At 33.5% G+C, this 16,476-nt stretch carries 16 protein-coding genes and 2 tRNA genes; 11 read left to right on the top strand and 7 right to left on the bottom strand.

The window, feature by feature from the left end; translation table 11 throughout:
* Positions 1-26: 26 nt before the first annotated feature.
* Both P6733_RS15120 and map read right to left on the bottom strand, forming a co-directional pair.
* A complete protein-coding gene (locus tag P6733_RS15120; RefSeq protein WP_306353769.1) occupies positions 27-794 on the bottom strand; it encodes a class I SAM-dependent methyltransferase in 768 nt (255 codons plus the stop codon).
* Positions 794-1,615, bottom strand: a complete 822-nt coding sequence (gene map / locus P6733_RS15115; RefSeq protein ID WP_306353768.1) for a type I methionyl aminopeptidase — start codon at positions 1,613-1,615, stop codon at positions 794-796. The genes P6733_RS15120 and map overlap by 1 nt, the downstream gene beginning before the upstream one ends.
* Positions 1,616-1,741: 126 nt before the next feature.
* Here map and P6733_RS15110 point away from each other — a divergent pair, with 126 nt between their 5' ends.
* Positions 1,742-3,016 carry an acetyl-CoA hydrolase/transferase family protein gene (locus P6733_RS15110; protein WP_306353767.1) on the top strand — a complete coding sequence of 425 codons (1,275 nt, stop codon included), beginning with the start codon at positions 1,742-1,744 and terminating at the stop codon, positions 3,014-3,016.
* Positions 3,017-3,073: 57 nt separating this feature from the next.
* Here the strand turns inward: P6733_RS15110 and gpmI are convergent, their stop codons facing one another.
* Positions 3,074-4,591: a 2,3-bisphosphoglycerate-independent phosphoglycerate mutase gene (gene gpmI / locus P6733_RS15105; protein WP_306353766.1), complete on the bottom strand. Its 1,518-nt coding sequence runs from the start codon at positions 4,589-4,591 to the stop codon at positions 3,074-3,076.
* A 304-nt stretch (positions 4,592-4,895) separates the two neighbouring features.
* Between gpmI and P6733_RS15100 the strand changes: the two genes are divergently transcribed.
* Positions 4,896-5,606, top strand: a complete 711-nt coding sequence (locus P6733_RS15100) for a murein L,D-transpeptidase catalytic domain family protein (protein WP_306353765.1) — start codon at positions 4,896-4,898, stop codon at positions 5,604-5,606.
* Here the strand turns inward: P6733_RS15100 and P6733_RS15095 are convergent.
* On the bottom strand, positions 5,603-7,195 hold the full coding sequence (locus P6733_RS15095) for a L,D-transpeptidase family protein (RefSeq protein WP_306353764.1): 1,593 nt from the start codon (positions 7,193-7,195) through the stop codon (positions 5,603-5,605). The genes P6733_RS15100 and P6733_RS15095 overlap by 4 nt on opposite strands.
* Before the next feature lie 51 nt (positions 7,196-7,246).
* Positions 7,247-7,687: a GNAT family N-acetyltransferase gene (locus P6733_RS15090; RefSeq protein WP_306353763.1), complete on the bottom strand. Its 441-nt coding sequence runs from the start codon at positions 7,685-7,687 to the stop codon at positions 7,247-7,249.
* A gap of 216 nt (positions 7,688-7,903) precedes the next feature.
* Here P6733_RS15090 and P6733_RS15085 point away from each other — a divergent pair.
* Both P6733_RS15085 and P6733_RS15080 read left to right on the top strand, forming a co-directional pair.
* Positions 7,904-7,976, top strand: a tRNA-Gly gene (locus P6733_RS15085).
* Positions 7,977-8,119: 143 nt separating this feature from the next.
* Positions 8,120-8,192: transfer RNA gene (locus tag P6733_RS15080), tRNA-Gly, on the top strand.
* Between the two features lie 97 nt (positions 8,193-8,289).
* Here P6733_RS15080 and pepE read toward each other — a convergent pair.
* A complete protein-coding gene (gene pepE, locus P6733_RS15075; RefSeq protein ID WP_306353762.1) occupies positions 8,290-9,003 on the bottom strand; it encodes a dipeptidase PepE in 714 nt (237 codons plus the stop codon).
* A 259-nt stretch (positions 9,004-9,262) separates the two neighbouring features.
* On the opposite strand from pepE, the gene P6733_RS15070 reads away from it, so the two are divergent.
* The 6 genes from P6733_RS15070 (at position 9,263) to P6733_RS15045 (ending at position 14,618) form a co-directional block, all read left to right on the top strand.
* Positions 9,263-10,042, top strand: a complete 780-nt coding sequence (locus P6733_RS15070) for a hypothetical protein (RefSeq protein ID WP_306353761.1) — start codon at positions 9,263-9,265, stop codon at positions 10,040-10,042.
* A complete protein-coding gene (locus tag P6733_RS15065; RefSeq protein ID WP_306353760.1) occupies positions 10,029-10,748 on the top strand; it encodes a peptidase associated/transthyretin-like domain-containing protein in 720 nt (239 codons plus the stop codon). The genes P6733_RS15070 and P6733_RS15065 overlap by 14 nt, the downstream gene beginning before the upstream one ends.
* 30 nt (positions 10,749-10,778) lie before the next feature.
* The gene (locus P6733_RS15060) at positions 10,779-11,282 is read left to right on the top strand and encodes a DUF6702 family protein (protein ID WP_306353759.1); all 504 of its coding nucleotides are present in this window, start codon (positions 10,779-10,781) and stop codon (positions 11,280-11,282) included.
* A gap of 56 nt (positions 11,283-11,338) precedes the next feature.
* A complete protein-coding gene (locus P6733_RS15055; protein WP_306353758.1) occupies positions 11,339-13,636 on the top strand; it encodes a M1 family metallopeptidase in 2,298 nt (765 codons plus the stop codon).
* Between the two features lie 132 nt (positions 13,637-13,768).
* Positions 13,769-14,041: a Sec-independent protein translocase subunit TatA/TatB gene (locus tag P6733_RS15050; RefSeq protein ID WP_306353757.1), complete on the top strand. Its 273-nt coding sequence runs from the start codon at positions 13,769-13,771 to the stop codon at positions 14,039-14,041.
* A gap of 1 nt (position 14,042) precedes the next feature.
* Positions 14,043-14,618, top strand: coding sequence for a phosphatase PAP2 family protein (locus P6733_RS15045; RefSeq protein WP_306353756.1), 576 nt, complete (start codon positions 14,043-14,045; stop codon positions 14,616-14,618).
* On the opposite strand, the gene P6733_RS15040 is transcribed toward P6733_RS15045, so the two are convergent.
* Positions 14,615-15,256, bottom strand: coding sequence for an O-methyltransferase (locus tag P6733_RS15040; protein ID WP_306353755.1), 642 nt, complete (start codon positions 15,254-15,256; stop codon positions 14,615-14,617). The two genes, P6733_RS15045 and P6733_RS15040, sit on opposite strands and share 4 nt — an antisense overlap.
* A 139-nt stretch (positions 15,257-15,395) precedes the next feature.
* Between P6733_RS15040 and rlmN the strand changes: the two genes are divergently transcribed.
* The gene (rlmN, locus tag P6733_RS15035) at positions 15,396-16,448 is read left to right on the top strand and encodes a dual-specificity RNA methyltransferase RlmN (protein ID WP_306353754.1); all 1,053 of its coding nucleotides are present in this window, start codon (positions 15,396-15,398) and stop codon (positions 16,446-16,448) included.
* Positions 16,449-16,476: the final 28 nt, after the last annotated feature.

The following is a 16,476-nucleotide window of genomic DNA, read 5'->3' as shown; positions in this document are numbered from 1 at the left end:
CCCTGTGAGTAATTCTTACAGGGGTTTTATTTTTTATAACAAATAGGAATGATTTCTCCTTTTGCCAAACAATAACGTTCGACTAATTCAGGTCCTATTTTGGTAGTATAATCTTCTTCTACAACGGTGAATCCAATGGATCTAAGTTTGTTAAAATAATCACGACCATACACGCGAACATGATCATATTGACCAAATATTTCAGCGCGTTTTTTGGGATCAGTAATACTATTATCTTCAAAAGTTGTAGCGCGATTCAAATCCTGTGGAATCTGGAAAATTCCCATACCTCCAGGTTTCAGAATGCGGTATAATTCTTCCATTGCTTTAGTATCATCCGGAATATGCTCCAAGACATGATTACAAAGAATAAGGTCAAAACTATTGTCTTGAAATGGTAGATTACAAATATCTGCTTTTACATCCGCCAAAGGAGAATATAAATCAGTTGTAGTATACTCTAAGTTTTTTTGTTTTCTGAAACGCTTGTAAAAAGCCTGCTCAGGTGCAAAATGTAAAATCTTTTTGGGTTGGGTGAAAAAATTAGTTTCATTTTTCAGATACAACCACAATAAGCGGTGTCTTTCTAGTGAAAGAGTGCTTGGGGATAAGACATTATTACGTTGAGTACCATAACCATAAGGAAGGAAATTTTTAAAACTTTTTCCGTCAATAGGATCCGTATAAGTATCACCCTTTAAAAATAAGGCCAATACAGGTCTGGCAACATAACTCAATCGAATTAATAGAGGCCTTGGTATAGTATTCAGAATAAATTTAAACGCCTTTTTCATTAAGAAATAACCAAAGGTTTTTGTCTGAATTCATCTTCCTCATTCGATACAATACCTAAAGCTTTATAGATATAAGCAAATGTGGATAACAATTCTGGTTTACCATCTACAATAGCTACATCATGTTCAAAGTGAGCACTAGGTTTACCATCTGCAGTTACAATTGTCCAACCATCTTTTAATTGTTTGATGTTTTTAGACTTCATGTTAATCATAGGCTCGATTGCAACAACCATTCCTTCTACAAAAAGTTTACCTCTACCACGTTTACCGTAGTTAGGCATTTCAGGATCCTCGTGCATTTTTTTACCTAAACCATGACCTACAAGCTCTCTTACAACACCATAACCATGTGCTTCAGTATAACGCTGAATAGCATTTCCTACATCTTCTACGCGATTACCTAAACGTAATTCACGGATACCAACGTAAAGTGATTCTTTGGTAATTTGTAATAATTTTTTAGTTTCTGGTTTCACATCACCTACTTCAAAAGTATAGGCATGATCACCATAATATTCATTTTTGATTGTACCACAATCTATAGAAACGATATCACCTTCTTCAATAGGTCTATTCGTTGGTAAACCATGAACAATTTGCTCATTTACACTGGTTAATAATGTAGAAGGGCAACCATATAATCCTAAGAATCCAGGTACAGCACCATGATCTCTAATGTAAGTTTCTGCTAATTTATCAAGTTGAAGAGTCGTTACACCAGGTTTAATCTCTGTAGCGAGCATTCCTAATGTTTTGGACACGATTAATGCACTTTCACGCATTAATTCAATTTCTTCACGAGTTTTAATAATAATCATAACACTAATTTTAAAGGTGCAAAAGTACAACATTTCGTTGATTAATTTTTTATTTGAAATTAATACATGAGGTTTATCATTTTTTCGTAATTTAAAGGGATGTATTTTTGAATAAAATTATCAGGTATGAGTCAATATATTTCGGCAGCAGATGCTGTCAAAGTTGTAAAATCGAATGATAGGGTATATGTACAGGCAGCAGCAGCAACGCCTACAGTATTAACGAAAGCCTTGGCAGAAAGAGCATCTGAATTAAGAAACGTAGAAGTTTGCCATTTGCATACCGAAGGAGAAGCGCCTTATGCTGATCCAGCTTTGCATGAAAGCTTCCATGTAAACTCCTTTTTTATTGGTAAAAATGTAAGACATACATTAAAAGAAGGAAATGGCTCTTACACCCCAGTTTTTCTCAGTGAATTACCTTTATTATTTCGCAAAAAAGTAGTGCCACTAGATGTTGTTTTTGTACAAGTTTCCCCTCCAGACAGACATGGATATTGTTCATTAGGTGTTTCGGTTGAAGCTTCCTTGGCAGCGATTGAAAATTCGAAAGTAGTAATAGCACAAGTAAATCCTCGAATGCCTCGAACATTTGGTGATGGATTATTGCATGTTTCCGAAATAGATTATTTAGTTGAGGTTGATGTTCCAATGGCATGTCACGAAATGGCTTCTATTTCGGAACAAGAAGCAACAATTGGGCGATATGTAGCCTCATTAATTGAAGATGAGAGCACCTTACAAATGGGAATTGGATCCATACCCAATGCAGTTCTGACACAATTAACCAATCATAAAAACTTAGGATTGCATACCGAAATGTTTTCCGATGGTGTGATCGATTTGATTGAAAAAGACATCATTAATTGCAATTATAAAGGAGTAAACAGAGGAAGAGCATTAGCTACTTTTCTGATAGGATCCCAGAGATTATATGATTTTGTAGATGATAACCCATTTATTGAAATGCGAGAGTCATCCTATGTGAACGATACATCAGTAATTCGACGTAATCCTAAAATGATTGCGATAAACTCGGCAATCGAGGTTGATATTACGGGGCAAGTTTGTGCAGATTCCATTGGTGGGAAAATGTATTCAGGTGTAGGTGGACAAATGGATTTCATAAGAGGAGCATCCCTAAGCAATGGAGGAAAAGCAATTATTGCATTGCCTTCTGTAACGAAAAGAGGAGAGAGTAGGATTGTGCCTTATTTGAAACAAGGAGCAGGAGTTGTTACAACACGTTCACATGTACAGTATATTGTAACCGAATATGGGATTGCGAATATGTATGCAAAGACTTTGAAAGAACGGGCAAAAGAAATGATTAAAATTGCGCATCCAGATCATCAGGAGCAAATAGAAAAGGCTTACTTTGATATGATCAGTAAGCTATAAATAAAAAAGAGGTACTTCATTTGAAATACCTCTTTTTTTATTGAATTCAGAAACCAATTATAGTAAAGAATGACGCGTCATTACTGCAGGTTTTTCAATTCCCATTAATTTTAAAATAGTAGGAGCGATGTCACCTAATACGCCATCGTGAATTGTTTTTAGCTCTTTGTCTACAAGGATAATTGGAACAGGGTTCGTGGTGTGAGCCGTATTTGGACTACCATCAGGATTAATCATTGTTTCACAGTTTCCGTGATCAGCAATCACTATAGTTGTGTAATCATTAGCTAAAGCCGTTTCAATAACTTCTTTCACACAAATATCAACCGCTTCACAAGCTTTAATAGCAGCAGACATAACACCTGTATGTCCCACCATATCGCCATTGGCAAAATTTAAACAAACGAAATCTACATCCCTCTTGTTTAACTCGGGAATCAATGCATCTTTTAAGTCATAAGCACTCATTTCTGGTTTTAAGTCATAAGTTGCTACTTTTGGGGAAGGACATAAAAGTCTACTTTCACCCTCAAAAGGAATTTCTCTACCACCAGAAAAGAAAAAGGTAACATGAGGATATTTTTCTGTTTCCGCGATACGAATCTGTTTCTTGTGATTTTTCTCTAAAACTTCACCCAATGTTTCAGTGATGTTGTCCTTGTCATAAACGACATGAATACCCTTGAAAGAGTCATCATAATTAGTCAACGTGACAAAGTATAAATTCATTTTATGCATATTCTCTTCATGGCAATCCACCTGAGTTAATACCTCTGTTAATTGACGTCCACGATCAGTTCTGAAATTGAAAAAGATTACAACATCATCTTCTTTTATTGTAGCGATAGGTTTATCATTTGCATCGACCATCACGATAGGATTAATAAACTCATCGGTAATGGATTTATCATAATCCTCCTGAATACTTTGCTTTGCATTTTTAGAATGCGTTCCTATTCCATTAACGATAAGGTCGTAAGCAAGCTTGATTCGTTCCCAACGGCGGTCACGATCCATTGCATAATAACGACCAATGATTGACGCTAATTTTACAGTCGTGTTTTTGATATAATGGTCCAAATCTGTGATAAAAGATTTACCTGATTTTGGATCAACATCTCGGCCATCTGTAAAAGCATGAATGAATACATTGTCTAGACCATATTCTTGTGTGGCATCTACTAAGCCTTTTAAATGATCAATGTGAGAATGAACACCTCCATTTGATACTAATCCTAAGAAGTGTACATTTTTATGATTTTCTTTTGCGTATTTGAAAGCATCCAAAAGCGTTTTCTCTTGGTTTAATGTCTTGTTCTGTACAGCTAAATTTATTTTTGCTAAATCTTGGTAAATAATTCGACCCGCTCCTAAATTCATGTGGCCCACTTCGCTATTTCCCATTTGACCCTCAGGTAAACCTACATTTAATCCATCGGTACGCAATGATGCATTAGGGTATTTTGTGTACAAACTATCAATAAAAGGAGTGTTGGCATTGTCAATTGCAGAAACTTTTGGATTTGGAGATTTTCCCCAACCATCAAGAATCATTAAGATTACTTTTTTATGCATTGTATGGAAGTTTTATAGTATTTATTCAGTAACAAAGGATGGAATGACTGGGAGTATCCCTAGTATTTGATTTTTTAAATCCGATGTGTCTAGCAAAAATAATCATAAAAAAAATAATTTTTATAGTAAATGTGACAATATTATATAAAGTGTTACGTTTTTGTAAAACAAAGACTAGCAGGGAGTTAAATGTTAAAATGCTGTTTTGTTAAAAAACAACTAATTGTTATGGCTAAGTTTTGTTTATAACAATATTTTTATATTTTTGGCAACCTGATTACTAATTGCAACACAAACATTTACAATGATTTATAAGATTATGCCGGTGGTGATGTTTTTTTTCATGTCGTTTTCCTCGAATGTGACAAAAACAAATAGAGAGAGTGCTAAAATAGTCTCAACAACAAAAACAAACAGTTTCACATTAAAAGTTGAAACAATATATAATAATTTACAAGCCAATAGTTTTGCCTTACCAAAATTAGAAAGCTTTTCAAAAGCCCTTCAAGGTTTCTATATATTAAAAGATAAAGGACTAATTCAAAAAGATATTTTGACTTTAGTAGATTTTAGTTTATCGGCTAATAAGAAAAGACTGTGGGTTATTGATTTAACAACAAATACAATATTATATCAATCGCTTGTTGCTCACGGAAAAAATACGGGAGACGAGTTTGCGAATGCTTTTTCAAACAGTCCTAATTCATTCAAAAGTAGTTTAGGATTCTATTCTACAGGAGATACTTATTTAGGAAAACATGGATTGTCTTTACAATTAGATGGTCTTGAAAAAGGAATCAATGATAAAGCAAGAGAAAGAGCTATTGTAATGCATGGTGCTGACTATGCGAATGAAAATTTCATCAGACACAATGGTAGACTAGGAAGAAGCCTAGGTTGTCCAGCAATTCCAATGGAATTAAGAGATGAAATCATTGAAGCAATAAAAGGAAAATCATGTCTTTTTATTTATCACCCATCAAAAAGCTACGAATCAAAAACTAAATTGATTTAATTTCTCAATTTTTGATATAAGCCTGCATCAAATTTATAGATGTCATCACGGAACTGTAATTCATTACCGTCCATCCATGCTGTCCAATATAATTGGTGAATGTAGATATTGTCTTTAATATTTACGTTTTTGGTTTTCTTAGTTGCCAAAGTTTCGTTGATTTTATCTTTGGTCCAGTTTTTAGAATCATCTAATAAATATTCTGATAAATCCATCGGATTTTCCACTCGAATACATCCAGAGCTTAACGCACGGAAAGAATTATTGAAAAGAGATCTATTGTTTGTGTCATGTAGATATACCAAATAAGGATTAGGGAAAATAATTTTCATACGACCTAATGAATTGTAATCTCCAGGACTTTGTACATATCGGTAAGCTTTAGCATCCTGTGATTTCCAGTTTCTTTCGTCAACGACATTATTGTTTTTGTCATAAACCGTTATGTTTTTAGAATCAAGGTAACCGAAGTTTCTAGAAGTCGCTGGGATAACATCTTCTTTCAAGATAGTAGGAGGAACTGTCCAAGTAGGATTATATACAATATAATTTAGCTTTGACGATAAGATAGGCGTTCTTCTTTTTTCTTTTCCTACAATAACACGATGCGTTTTTACGGTGTCATTATCTTTTACTACAGACAACATATAATCGGGAATATTGATAATTAAATAACTTTTCCCCATGTTTTTTGGATACCATTTCCAACGTTCTAAATTGGCGATAATCTGCTCTTTTCTTTTAGCTTTCGATATGTTTAGAGCTGCAACAGTACCTGCGCCAATTACACCATCGGCCTGTAAACCATGTCTTTTTTGGAATTTCTTAACCGCTTTTTGTGTATCCTCATCATAAACTGTAGTCAAGCTGTCTTTTGCTTTTAAATCCTTCCAATACATTAATTTTTTCTTGATATTGATAACTGATTGATTCGTATCATTCAATACAATCTTTTTTTCTTTGAGTTGAATTGTTGGAGGGCTATCTTTTGGGTATTGATCAATAGCTGCAAGTGCATCTTTTAGTTTTAAATAAACAATATGATGTGGCTTGTTATCCTCAATCATCTTTTCAATTTCATTCTCTTTTAGTGCGGTTACTAATGGTTTGTTGATATTGACTTTATTGGTTTTTAAATCCCAATCATTATATAGTTTTTTGGAATTGAGCTTACCATTAGCCAATTCGTTGATGAATTTATAGTAACTTGTCGTTAATAAGATGTCATATTGAATAATATCATCGTCGGATAAGGATTTGATTTTATTCTCATAAGATTGAATTTTTGTTAAGGGATAATCATTAGGATTCATTCCTTCTTTCCCTGAATTTTTAATTTCTTTGATTAAAGCATCTCGATTTTCTTTTTCATTCCAAACGGTTTCATTCTTTTCTAATTTATAAAAAGCAATGATGGAATCATTTTTAGTTTCGGATAAATGAACACTATCAAGCGAAACTTTTTTCAAAGTAGTGCTATTAGTAGGTGTTATGGCTTCAATTACTTTTTCAACTTTTTTGACTGCACTATTTTCTTTTTTACAACCAACAAAAAGGGTTGCTATGAATAGGATGTAAAATAATTTCATAAATAACAGTTTTATAGTAATGATATAGGTTTAGATACGATAAACTTATGGTTATAGTTTTTTATACATTACATAATGTATGCCAATATCTTCAATATTAAAAGGACTACCGATAACTTCATAGCCTAATTTTTTATAAAACCCTACGGCAACTTCCCTAGCATTGAACCAAATCAAGGCCTCAGGGATGTTTTTTGTTTCTTGCTCAATATGCTGAAGTAAAGCTTCGCCAAGCCCTTTTTTTTGATGAGAATCTAAAATAGCCATCCCACGCAATTGAAACTGGTTATTCTGATCGAGGTATTTCGTGTTATTTTTAAATAAAGAAGCAACACCTACAAGTACATTATCTATAAAAATACCGTAATGTTTAGTAGTGGTTAATGTATCGCCATCAAAACGACAACTTTCAATAGGTTTATTGTTTCTTAATACAAGATGACGGACAACGAATGTTTCCGCAGCAGATATTTCTTTAATAATTGGACTCATGATAGGGGCTTATTTTTTAAAGTTACATATTTTTTCCTTTAGTTGAAAAAAAACTCGTGTTAAAAAAATCCTTAACCGTTTATAAACCTTTAATTGTAAATAAGTTAACCTTTCGTTGCAGGTGGTTGAGGAAATAAGGAGTAAAAAAAATATTTTTTTTTCAAAAAAAGCTTGGATATAAATAAGCATATTCTTTATATTTGCACCACAGTAAATGCGAGAGTAGCTCAGTTGGTAGAGCTCCAGCCTTCCAAGCTGGTTGTCGCGAGTTCGAGCCTCGTCTCTCGCTCAGAGAAGAAAATCCGAAATGAAAATTTCGGATTTTTCGTTTTTATAGAGGAAGGTATTAATGTAAAAATTGACCCTGATTCTTTTAGAAAATAAAATTTGCATCATATTGGTTTTATTTTTTATATTTGCACCACATTAAATGCGAGAGTAGCTCAGTTGGTAGAGCTCCAGCCTTCCAAGCTGGTTGTCGCGAGTTCGAGCCTCGTCTCTCGCTCAGAGAAGAAAAATCCGAAACGAAAGTTTCGGATTTTTTTGTTTTAAGAAGTTTGTATAAAAAAACCTTATCAGAGTATGATAAGGTTTTGAATAGTTTAAAGTTGACCTAGAAAACTTAGGTCACTTCCTGTTTCTAATTCTTCAGGAGTTTCATGCACTCTGAAAAGACGAGCAGATAAGTTTCCTTTTAGTGTTATTGTGTTTCCTTTTACATCAAGCCAACTACCTTCGCGTAGTCCTAGGACAGGAACAGTGTTGAATTGGTGAAATTCTTTAATTCGGGTTTCTCTAGTTTCTCCCATGTGTTTTGAACTTGGATCTGGATCTAAGTAATGTGGGTTTAGATTAAATGGAATATATCCTAATGTTTTGAAACTAGGCGGGTAAATAATTGGCATATCATTAGTCGTTTGCATCGTAAGACCACAAATGTTGCTGCCAGCACTCGTTCCAAGGTATGGTGTTCCCTCTTTTACCGCTTCTTCTAATGCATCCATTAGTTTGAATTTATAAAGTTGAGTGACCAGTAAGAAAGTATTTCCTCCGCCGGTGAAGATTCCCTCTGCGTTGAGTATGGCTTCTTCTGGGTTTTCATATTCATGCAATCCTGTTACATTAATATGTATTGCCGCGAAAGCCGATTTTACTTTATGAGTATATTCATCATGAGAAATACCACCAGGACGGGCAAAGGGTATAAAGAGTAGGTTTTTTACATGTTTAAAATGATCGGCTAATGTTGGTAAAAGATACTCAAGATAAGCACCATCATGTAGTGTTGAGGTACTAGCAATAATAAGATTTTTCATTTTATTCCATTTAGATAGAACAAAGTTATAAAGTTTGAACGGGAATAAACTTTAAATTGATTTAAACTTTTGGAGAAAGGGTATTAACATAAATTTACCAAGTCATTAATACTATATTTAGAACAAGTACTGATACTTTTACAAAGACATCCAAAAAATAATTATTTGTTAGTATATGAATAGTTTTTTAGGATTAAATGTATCAAAATAGCAGAATAGTTTAATAAAATAAATTGTTTAGCACTTTTAATTTTTATTTATGCAAAGAACTTTAACAGCTTCCTTATTGATTTTTTTATGTTATTTTACATCCTGGTCTCAGGAGCCTTTACGTAAAAACCTTAAAGGTAAAATAACAAGTGATTATTCAAATCTAGAGGGGATTTATGTTATTAATCTAAGCACGGAAAAAAGTATCGTTACTGAAAAAGGAGGTTATTTTTCAATCTCAGCAAAAGCGAATGATACCTTAATGTTTTCAGGTGTACAGTTTAAAGGGAGGAATATTGTATTAAAAAAAGAAGACTTCAATGAAGATTTGCTTTTAGTACGATTAGAAGCACAAATTACTTTTTTGGATGAAGTGTATGTAAGAAAGTATAATAATATTAATGCCGTTTCACTAGGGATTGTTCCTAAGGGACAAAAATCATATACAAAAGCAGAAAGAAATTTGAAATCTGGTACAGAATCTGGAACAAAGCTGGGATTTGATGCAGCAACATTACAGCCTATGATAGGATTATCGTTAGATCCATTGTTTAATATGTTCTCTGGACGATCAAAAATTCTTAAAAAAGAATACGAAGTAGAGAAAAAAGAAGGAACGCTCAAGTTTATTGAAGATTTATATGAAGATGAATTTTATGTCAATGATTTGAAAATACCGCAAGATCATATTCGAGGATTTCAATATTATCTTATAGAAAATGAACGTTTAGTACGCGCCGTTAAAACAAAAAATAAAACAATGATTAAATTTGTTATTGGAGAACTGGCAGTAGAATATAATTCAAAAAGGTGGGATGAAAAGAAGTAGTATTATTGTTTTTTTTATTTTTTTAAGTCATTTTGTTTTTGGTCAAGGTGCAAAATATCAAGTCTTAAACGGTAAGATTATCACAGATAATAGTACTAAACAAGGTATTATTGTAATGAACACAACGAATAATGCTGGAACACAATCCGATCAGGATGGATATTTCAAAATTGAAGCCAAGCCAGGTGATGTTCTGATGTTTTCAGCGGTACAACTCATCGGAAGAAGCGTTCAGCTATCACAATACGATTTTGAGAAAGAATATTTCTTTATCAAATTGGAAGAAATGGTGAATCAGTTGGATGAAGTTGAGATTGTAGACAACCGTCGGATTAATGCCAAAGCATTAGGGATCATTCCTCAAAATCAAAAAGAATACACCGCAGCAGAACGTAAAGTCTATACAGCAACCAACGGAACGGATGCCCTTATAAACGCTATTTCGGGCCGAACAAAAATCATGAAAAAACAAGTGGTTATTGAAGGTAAGGAACGGTCTTTGGAAATACTAGACCTTTTGTATGAAGATAATTTTTACATCAATCAATTGAAAATCCCAGCCGAGTATATTAAGGGATTCCAATACTTTGCAGTAGAAGATGTAGAATTGGCAAGAGCTTTAAAAACGAAGAATAAATCATTAGTTACCTTTTTATTAAGTGGGTTGTCGTTGAAATTTAACGCCATTCGACTTTATGGGAAATAATACTATCTATCTTTTTTCTATTTTTGGGAAATGAGAAAATCATTACTTTTTATTCTAGCCAGTTTATTTCTTGTTGTATTCACTTCAATGGGGATTCATAAATTTTATGTTTCAGTATACCAAGTGAATTATAATCAAGAAAAAAAAGCATTACAAATTACCTCCCGAATTTTTATTGATGACCTAGACAATGCTTTAGAAAAAAAATATGGTAAAAAACTGTATTTGGGAACGTCAAAAGAACTTCCAGAAGCCGAAACACTGGTGAAAAAATATTTGCTAGAGAAATTCTCAATCAAAGTAAATGGAAAAACAAAAGCCATTAATTATTTAGGAAAAGAAATAGAAGAAGATGTTTTGATATGCTATTACAATGTTCAAGAAGTAGGTAAAATAAGCACTTTAGATGTATATAATACATTATTGATCGACTATATTTCAGAACAACAGAATATTATTCATACCAATATATCCGGAGTAAAGAAGAGTTTATTACTGACAGAAAATAACATTAACGGCACATTAAATTTCTGATTTCTATAATAATTTCATAAAAAAGTATTAATTTCATCGCTCATTAAACGATTCAGATGAAAAAAAGTACTTCATTTTTTACCGCAATTTCATTTTTAGCAGTCTCAACCTTGTGTGCACAAGAAGCTAAAAAAGAGCCTGGACATACGGAAAATAATAAGTTTAGGCAGATGTATCAAGAATTTGCTACACCCAATATGTTTAGAACTGCTTCTGGGGCACCAGGACCAGCTTATTATCAGCAACAAGCCGATTATAAAATGAACATTGAATTGGATGATAAAAATGCTAAAATATCAGGAGAAGAAGTAATTACCTATTACAATAATTCCAAAGATAATTTAGAGTACCTATGGGTACAGCTCGATCAAAATCAGATAGGGCCTACATCAAAATCACCATTGGTTGACAAACAAAAGATTGATCCTGCAATCCGACCAAATGACTTCACAAAAGAATATTTAAAGCCAACTTTAGAACGTGGATTCAATATAGAATTTGTAAAAGATTCGAAAGGAAAAGCATTGAAGTATACCATCAATCAAACGATGATGCGCATTGATTTGCCAAAACCATTAATGGGAGGGGAGAAAATGTCTTTTTCAATAAAATGGTGGTATAATATCAATAACCATGTACTTGAAGGAGGGCGTTCAGGCTATGAACATTTTGATAAAGACGGTAATAATCTATATGTTATTGCGCAGTTTTATCCTAGAATGGCCGTGTATAATGATGTACAGGGATGGCAAAATATGCAATTTTGGGGAAGTGGAGAATTTGCTTTACCATTTGGTAATTTTGATGTAAATATTACAGTTCCTGCCGATCATATTATGGAGGCAACAGGTTTCTTAATGAATCGAAAAGAAGTCTTTACCAGAGAACAAATACGACGCTATGAATTAGCTGAAAAAACATACGATAAGCCCATTAAAATTGTAACTCAAATGGATGCTGAGATTGCTGAGAAAACAGTTTCAGATAAAAAGAAAACATGGAAATTTAGCGCTCAGAACGTAAGAGATTTTGCTTTTGCAACTTCAAGAAAATTCATTTACGATGCAATGGCAGTCAAACTGAACGACAAATCGGTAATGGCAATTTCATTATATCCAAAAGAAGGAAATCCGTTATGGGAGGAATATTCCACGCGAGTAGTGGCGAGTACCTTAAAATCATATTCCAGCCGAACATTTGATTATCCATACCACAAAGCAATATCCGTAAATTCAGACAGACAGGGGATGGAATACCCTATGATTTGTTTCAATTTTGGACGCCCAGACGAAAAAGGATTTGTTAGCGAACGATTGAAGAATGGATTAATCAGTGTTGTAATCCATGAAGTAGGACATAACTGGTTTCCTATGATTGTGAACAGTGATGAACGCCAATGGACTTGGATGGATGAAGGTTTAAATACATTTATGCAATATCTAGCAGAGCAAGATTATATGCCGAATTATCCTTCAGCTCGTGGTCCGGCAGCGAAGATTGTACCGTATATGAATGGCGATCAAAATTTCTTAGAACCTATTATGTCAAATTCCGAGAATATCGCGCAATTTGGTAGTAATGCCTATGCAAAACCAGCAACAGGATTAAACATACTACGCCAAACCATTATGGGGCCTGAGCTTTTCGATTATGCCTTTAAAACCTATGCAAATAGATGGAAGTTTAAACACCCTACACCAGAGGACTTTTTTAGAACAATGGAAGATGCCTCTGCGGTCGATTTAGATTGGTTTTGGAGAGGATGGTTTTATACAACAGATTATAATGACATAGGAATAAAAGAGGTAAAACGCTATGTTGTAGCAAATGAACCAAATAAAGAAACTAAAGTACTTATCACTAAAAAAGAAAAAGCTAAAAAAGGAAAAGTAACTAAAGTTGAAGAAGTTAAAAAAGAAGAAGCGCCAAAACAACCTATGGTTTATATGATTGCAGAAGATGCCAAATCTGGAGGCAAACAAGATAAATCATTCAAGTTAAAAGATATAAAAACGCTGAGCGAGTATGTACAGAAGAAATTAAGTGCAGAAGAAATTGCAAAATTAAAAGAACCAAAATACTTCTATGAGGTAACCTTCAATAAGCCAGGAGGATTGGTAATGCCAATTCTTGTAGAAGTAACCTACGATGATAATTCCACAGAGAATTTTGTTTTTCCAGCGCAAATCTGGAGAAAAAATGACCTTGAGGTGACGAGAGTATTTGCGGTAGAAAAAACAATTAAAAAGATTGTAATCGATCCAAAATTAGAAACAGCAGATGTTGATTTAAGTAATAATACTTGGCCAAAAGGAGAAGTGAAATCGAAGTTTGATAAGTTCGAAAGGAAGTAATAAAATACTGTAATGAGTCATCTTTCGTAGGTCTTACCTATAATTTAACTTATTTTTTAAAGCTTAAATGGATTCTAAGAAAAACATTTTGGCTACCTTTGTTTTGGAAAAAAATATAAAAGTTTTTTGTTTATGGGAGGTTCAGAGATAATTTTTATTTTGTTTGTTGTCGTGATGCTATTTGGAGCTGATAAAGTTCCGGAGATCGCACGTATGCTAGGAAAGGGAATGAGACAGTTGAAAGATGCTACAAATGAAATTAAAAGTGAAATTCAGAAGAGTGCAGAGCAAAACGGAATTGATACTACAATAGGAAAAGATATTACAAGTGATATCACAGGTGAGATTAATAAAATGAAAGAAGATTTAGAGGACGCAACAGGTCCAATAAAACGTCAAATGTAATATGATTGAAAAATTAGTAGCTTTAGATCAAAAAGTCTTTGTTTACCTTAATGGATTAGGTTCTGAACAATATGATGCCCTTTGGAGTTTTATTACCAAACAAATCAATTGGATTCCTGTATTTCTTCTAATCTTTTATATAATTTTCAAAAAATTAGGATGGAGACATACCCTAATGGTGGTATTAGTTGTATCCGTATTAATTGCACTGACAGATCAAACTACAAACCTAATTAAATATAGCGTACAGCGTTTACGTCCTTGTAATGAGCCTGCTATAAAAGACTATATCCGAATCGTAATTTCCAGACAATCATTCAGTTTTGTATCCGGTCATGCCTCAAATTCGATGGCTGCGGCAATATTACTATATTTGATTATGAAGCCCTATGTGCGCTATATGGGATTGATATTCCTATGGCCATTAATATTCGCTTATAGCCGAATATACTTAGGATTACATTATCCATTAGATATTCTTTGTGGCTTTGCATTAGGAACATTAACGGCATTCATAGTATATCAATTATATAAATACCTAAGAAAGAAATACTTTCCTGAAAGTTTATTCAATTAAAGTATTCTACTTACCGTTAATCCATCACGAATAGGCAACAAAACCGTTTCTACTCTAGGATCCTCTTTCAATAGTAAATTGTATTCTTTAAGTACCTTAGTACTAAGGTCATTAGGTTTTAATTCATCCAATACTTTACCGCTCCACAATACATTATCAGAAAGGATGATTCCGCCTTTATTCATGATAGGAACAATCTGATTGAAGTAAGTAACATAATTATCTTTATCAGCATCAATAAATATCAAGTCAAATTTGGTGTCAAGAGTTGGGATAATTTCTGTTGCATTTCCTAAATGCTGAACAATCTGATCTTTCCAAGGTGATAAATCAAAATACTTCTTTTGAAAATCAGCAAGCTCTTCATTAATATCGATGGTATGAAGTACACCCTCTTTTTGCATACCTTCTGCCAAACATAAAGTGGCATAACCGGTATAGGTGCCTATTTCTAAAATATTCTTTGGATTAATGATTTTGGATAACATGCTAAGAACACGACCCTGAAAATGACCACTCAACATACGAGGTTGCATTATTTTTTGATGCGTTTCTTTATTGAGATCTTCTAATAATTTAGGTTCATTTTCAGAATGGAAAGCCACATAGTCTTCTAATTCCTGTGAGATAAAATGCATAATATTTTTTTACAAATTTATTGAAAATTTGAAAGAATCAAATGATTTCAAAGGGATTTAAAAATACACAAAACATAAGAATTTCCGAATTTTTGCCCCAGATTACCAACTTCTCAATACTAATATCTAAATTTGCACCATGCAAACGACAAAAAAAGACATAAGAGCATTAAGCAAAGATCAATTGCGGGATTTTTTTATAGCGAATGGAGATCAAGCTTTTCGTGGTAATCAAGTATATGAGTGGCTTTGGAGTAAAAGTGCCCATAGCTTTGAGGACATGACTAATGTGGCTAAGAAAACACGTCAGATGCTAGAGGAAAACTTTGTGATTAATCATATTAAAGTGGACCAAATGCAACGCAGTAGCGATGGTACAGTAAAAAATGCTGTACGATTACACGATGGTTTGGTGGTAGAATCTGTTTTGATTCCAACCAATACCCGTACTACGGCCTGTGTTTCCAGTCAAGTAGGATGCAGCTTAGATTGTAATTTTTGTGCAACAGCACGTTTAAAAAGAATGCGAAATCTGAATCCAGATGAAATCTATGATCAGGTAGTAGCCATCGATAATGAAAGCCGTTTGTATTACAATCATCCGCTATCAAATATTGTATTCATGGGAATGGGAGAGCCATTGATGAATTACAACAATGTATTGAAAGCAATTGAAATGATTATTTCTCCAGAAGGATTAGGAATGTCACCAAAACGAATTACAGTTTCTACTTCCGGTGTGCCAAAAATGATTAAAAAATTAGCCGATGATGAAGTGAAATTCAAATTGGCAGTATCATTACATTCAGCCATTGATGAAGTACGTGCTAAGATTATGCCTTTCAGTGAAAACTTCCCATTAGCTGATTTAAGAGCGTCTTTGGAGTATTGGTATGCAAAAACAAAAAGTAAGATTACTTACGAATATGTAGTTTGGAATGGAATCAACGATACCAAAGAAGCCATTGATGCCTTAGTAAAATTCTGTAAATACGTACCCTGTAAAGTCAATTTGATTGAATACAATCCGATCGACGATGGCGAATTTCAACAAGCCTCGCCTGAAGCAATAGATGCTTATATCAGAGCATTAGATGCAAATGGTATTGTGGCAAAAGTACGCCGTAGTCGAGGAAAAGATATTGATGCAGCCTGCGGACAGTTAGCAAATAAGAATGAATCAGTAGAATAATGAGCTATTGAAATAAATAGAATTCTAT

This window comes from Flavobacterium aerium (assembly GCF_030766725.1).
GTDB lineage: Bacteria > Bacteroidota > Bacteroidia > Flavobacteriales > Flavobacteriaceae > Flavobacterium > Flavobacterium aerium.
This window is presented reverse-complemented; position numbering and strand designations above follow the sequence as displayed.